Source organism: Microcoleus sp. LAD1_D3 (assembly GCF_036702135.1).
Taxonomy (GTDB): Bacteria; Cyanobacteriota; Cyanobacteriia; order Cyanobacteriales; family Microcoleaceae; genus Microcoleus.
Map to the genome: position 1 here is coordinate 1 of NZ_JAUBSB010000127.1, position 4476 is coordinate 4476.

At 41.5% G+C, this 4476-nt stretch carries 5 protein-coding genes; 2 read left to right on the plus strand and 3 right to left on the minus strand.

What is annotated here, in order from left to right; translation table 11 throughout:
- The 3 genes from QUA74_RS29320 to QUA74_RS29330 all read right to left on the minus strand — a co-directional run.
- Positions 1-233 (minus strand): hypothetical protein (locus QUA74_RS29320; RefSeq protein WP_333336223.1); only part of this gene is annotated, 233 nt, incomplete at its 3' end.
- Between the two features lie 1233 nt (positions 234-1466).
- Complete coding sequence (gene ilvC / locus QUA74_RS29325; RefSeq protein WP_333336235.1) at positions 1467-2498, minus strand: ketol-acid reductoisomerase; 1032 nt, start codon at positions 2496-2498, stop codon at positions 1467-1469.
- 54 nt (positions 2499-2552) lie between these two features.
- On the minus strand, positions 2553-2750 hold the full coding sequence (locus QUA74_RS29330) for a hypothetical protein (RefSeq protein WP_333336226.1): 198 nt from the start codon (positions 2748-2750) through the stop codon (positions 2553-2555).
- Positions 2751-2824: 74 nt separating this feature from the next.
- Between QUA74_RS29330 and gloA2 the strand changes: the two genes are divergently transcribed.
- Both gloA2 and QUA74_RS29340 read left to right on the plus strand, forming a co-directional pair.
- Complete coding sequence (gene gloA2 / locus QUA74_RS29335; RefSeq protein ID WP_333336229.1) at positions 2825-3211, plus strand: SMU1112c/YaeR family gloxylase I-like metalloprotein; 387 nt, start codon at positions 2825-2827, stop codon at positions 3209-3211.
- Between the two features lie 43 nt (positions 3212-3254).
- Positions 3255-4442: an endonuclease/exonuclease/phosphatase family protein gene (locus tag QUA74_RS29340; RefSeq protein WP_333336232.1), complete on the plus strand. Its 1188-nt coding sequence runs from the start codon at positions 3255-3257 to the stop codon at positions 4440-4442.
- Positions 4443-4476: the final 34 nt, after the last annotated feature.

Sequence of the window (4476 nt, forward strand, 5' to 3'; positions counted from 1 at the left end):
CGTTGCTGAATCAAGGTATGAATCAACTTTTCGCTTGATGTTACAAAACTCACCCTCAAGCGGGCTTCTAGCAATTGAGAAATCTTGAATTCATACCTGTATTCAGCAACGCCAACCTTGGGCGTTGCATAATTGCGGGATGATTTTGATTGTTTTGTGGGATGGGTGTCCCGCCCGTCTTGTGTATTTTCACAGCAAGCGGGACGCCTAACCCTACTCCCGACAAGAATCATCCTCAAATTATGCAACGCCGTATTTTTTTTAGATGAATGTCATCTACTTCATGGCGATATCAATGGCTACGCTTGGGGTCTATCTGACCTAAGAATTGAAGTCCCAATTACCAATTAAAAAAATAGACAAACTTATTTGGGCGCACGCTCATTATTAAACCAAACAATTCCATGCTCAAGGTTATGAATCTGGTGATGAAAAATCAACAGTTCAATTCATAAAATACTTACCAAATAAATACAAAGAGCGGAGACTTATCTTGATTTGGGATGGAGCTAGTTATCATAGATATGGAGAATTTAGAGATTATTTATCATCAGTTAATCATGACAAAAAACCTGTAAATTGGTCAATCACTTGTATTTTATTTGCTCCCAATGCTCCCGAAAAAAAATCCCGTTGAAGATATTTGGTTACAAGCTAATTTTTTTTTACGAAAGTATTGGTATTTATGTAAGTCTTTTAAGATCATCAAATTTTTGTTTGAGTTTTTCACCAAGGAACATAAATTTGATTTCCCCAAAATCCATCAGTACACCTATACGTAGAAAATCATTTAGGATTGCTATAGCAGCCTTTCCTTTTGTATGGGCGGTCGCTTAGCCCCCAGGGGTGTATTTTCTTCTTAAGCTGTTTCTGATATTTTTTGTCCGTGCAAGGGCAAAATATAACCAAGCGCTTTCACAAACTCTACTCCCAAACTGCGATGCCTAAAAAAAATCTTATCCCGCTATTGCTTCTGTTGGCAGTGCTGTTTACCCTTTACGGTGACACTTTAACTTTTCTCCCCAAACCTGTAAGAGATACTAGCGTGGCAAGCCGAAAGTTCTTCGTCGGGTTGTGGCCAGATTGGTTGAGGCCTAGAGATTTCAACGAGCAAAGGCAACAGGATATTGAGAAATTGCAAAAAAGTCCTAGCCCGAAGCGATAGTTTTGAGCTACCAGAGAGAAACCCGGTTTCTCTAATAATACCTAGCCATTTTCTTGTAGGTTGGGTTAAGCGAAGCGTAGGGTTCGCTTCGCTTAACCCAACAGTACGATTTTAGATTTTGGATTTTAGATTTGAGATTTTTTATCCCATCTCTCATCTGTAATCGATTAAACTTGAGGTTTGAGATTTTCCTCCAAGCGGTAAGGTGCGCAGTGCGCACCCTACATAATTAGGTTATGCGTCCAGACTGTTTTAGATTTGTACTCCCATCTAAAATCTAAAATCTAAAATCTAAAATTGATTAAGCCTGCTTTTTCAACCAGCTAAACATAGCTCGCAAATCTTTACCAACTTCTTCAATAGGATGTTCTGCTTCCTGACGGCGCATGGAGGTAAAACCTGGCTTGCCGGCTTGGTTTTCGAGAACGAATTCGCGGGCAAATTGGCCGGATTGAATTTCGCTGAGAATTTTACGCATTTCGGCGCGGGTTTGATCCGTGACGATGCGGGGGCCGCGAGTTAAATCGCCGTATTCTGCGGTATTGGAGATGCTGTCGCGCATTTTGGCGAGGCCTCCTTCTACTACTAAGTCAACGATAAGTTTAACTTCGTGCAAACATTCAAAATAAGCTAATTCCGGTTGGTATCCGGCGTCAACTAAAGTTTCAAATCCAGCTTTAATTAAGGCGCTCAAACCGCCACACAAAACTACTTGTTCGCCAAAAAGATCCGTTTCTGTTTCTTCGCGGAAAGTGGTTTCCAGGATGCCGGCTCTGGTGCCACCGATACCTTTAGCATAGGCCATTGCCCGATCGCGCGCTTGACCGGAAGCATCTTGATATACTGCAAACAAACTCGGAACACCTTCCCCTTGTTCGTAAGTCCGCCGCACCAAGTGTCCAGGACCTTTGGGGGCAACCATTACTACGTCTACATTGGCAGGGGGAACAACTTGGCCGAAGTGAATGTTAAAACCGTGAGCAAATGCTAAAACATTTCCTTCTGAAAGGTTCGGTTCGATTTGTTCTGTGTAAATAGTTTTTTGAACTTCATCGGGCAATAAAATCATGATGAAGTCAGCGGCGGCTGCTGCTTTGTCTACCGGGTGAACTGTTAAACCCGCGTCGGTTGCTTTGGCTGCGGATTTGCTACCGGGATACAAACCAACAACGACATTCATGCCGCTGTCTTTGAGGTTGAGGGCGTGGGCGTGTCCTTGGGAACCGTAGCCGATGATAGCAATCGTTTTGTTGGCTAAGAGGTCTAGGTTCGCGTCGGTGTCGTAATACATACGGGCCATAGTGCTTGTTTCCTGAGATGCAAATTGGGTGATTGACTGCAAAACTCTGATTTTATCAAAGTAGGGTGCTTTTTTTGCAGAAATTTTTTAGATTAAGATTTGGGCGGGGGAAAATAAAGGCCGATCGCCCTGAATTTCCCAGGGTTTCTCGCCGAGTCTGCGATCGTCAAATATAATTGTCAATAGCGTGCTGTGCTGTTGGAAAAACCTCACATCTTGCACCATTCTCAAGAACAGGCAAGATGCCTGTTCCACAAAGAGTAAATTTTTTTGTGGAACAGGCATCTTGCCTGTTCATAAAAAGCTTATTTAAAATGGTGCAACATCTCAGAAAAACAAAATTAACTAACTTTATTCAGATGAAAATAGAAGCAATACATCATGTGGCGATTATTTGCTCGGATTACGAAGCATCAAAAAAATTTTATGTAGAAGTATTGGGATGTTCCATTATCAAAGAAACTTTCCGAACCGAGAGGAATTCTTACAAACTAGATTTGCGAGTCGGAAACGGCGACACTATCGAGCTTTTCTCATTTCCCCATCCTCCTGAAAGAATTAACAATCCTGAAGCTTGTGGTTTGAGACATTTAGCTTTTGCAGTTGAGGACATAGAAGCATCAGTTGCTTACTTAAAATCCCAACAAGTAGAAGTAGAAAACATTCGCCTGGACGAGATTACAGAAAAACGGTTTACATTTTTCCGAGATCCCGATAACTTACCGTTAGAAATTTATGAGATTTAGAGCGACAGTAAAATCAGAAAAACCTTAGCATAAAAGATAAAAAATGGACTATATCATCAGAAACACAATCACGGTCGGAGTGCCTGCTTTAATGCTATTTATAGCCATAGTAGCTACAGGTAAAACAGGTGACGCCGCCGTTTGGTCGGGCTTGGTCAAAGTCGGCGGTTCCTTTGGTATGCTGATCGGTTTAGGTGTGTTGGTATTTGTAGGATTTGTTGCCAATTCATTTAGTTATTTTGTGATAGATAGCTTGCTGGTGAGATTTTATCAAAAGCGGCGAGAGTTGGAACCGCCAGAACAACTGGTAAGAGAAATTGATAAGTTGCGGATTACCAACGACCTTAAAATCAAGCTCAAATGGGCGGTGATGCACAGCATCCCTAACCAAAACCTTAGCTTAAAGCACATAATTTTAAAATGGTTTATTATCGCAGCAACTGTAAATGCCGTATTGTCAATAGCCGGGTATTTGGGAAAATTTAACATTTTTTTTGAATTGAGTTCTCATTTTAAACTACAATATCTGCTGGTTGGTTTCTCTACTTTTATATTCTTCGCTCTGGTGCGCTCAAAAAAAAGATGGTTGTGGGTGAGCGCATTTTGTATTATCCTTAACTTGGCGGAAATTGTTCCTTGGTATTTTCCAGCGCCCGCCTTTGCAGGAGCAACTCCCGCACACAACTTGCGGATTTTGCATTCAAATGTTTTAAGGAGTAATCGGCGATATTCTGAGGTGATATCGCTGGTTAAAGCAGAACAACCGGATATCGCGGTTTTTGTAGAAGTCAACTCATCTTGGGCAAAACAGTTATCGGTTTTAAGCGAGATTTTTCCTTACTCTTCTACCCAGCAAGAATCTGAGAGATTTGGCAGTGCAATATACAGCAAGCTGCCTTTAGAAAATTCTTCGGTTAAAGCCTTTTCAAGTCAAAGAAAGAGCTTGTCGGTGGATGTTAAATTTCAAGGTAAAGTCATTTCTCTGATGCTTGTTCATCCGACTGTGCCGATCAAACAGGAGAGTTTTATCAATCGCAATAAACAGCTAGCAGCCATCGGCGAGTATGCAGCCCAAGTAAAAAATCCGCTGATTGTGGTTGGGGATTTCAATACCACAATGTGGTCGCCATTCTACAAAAATATGGTAAAAACCGGAAACCTGCGAAATGCGCGATCGGGCTTTGGCATGGGAGCATCCCGCTTTTTAACTAAGCATACCTACCCATTTTAATCTCATTATTTAAATATGCACATCTGAGTCTTAA

Coding starts and splice junctions, on each gene's coding strand:
- QUA74_RS29340 (WP_333336232.1), top strand. CDS start 3,255: ATGGACTATATCATCAGAAACACAATCACGGTCGGAGTGCCTGCTTTA.
- QUA74_RS29330 (WP_333336226.1), bottom strand. CDS start 2,750: ATGCCTGTTCCACAAAAAAATTTACTCTTTGTGGAACAGGCATCTTGC.
- gloA2 (WP_333336229.1), top strand. CDS start 2,825: ATGAAAATAGAAGCAATACATCATGTGGCGATTATTTGCTCGGATTAC.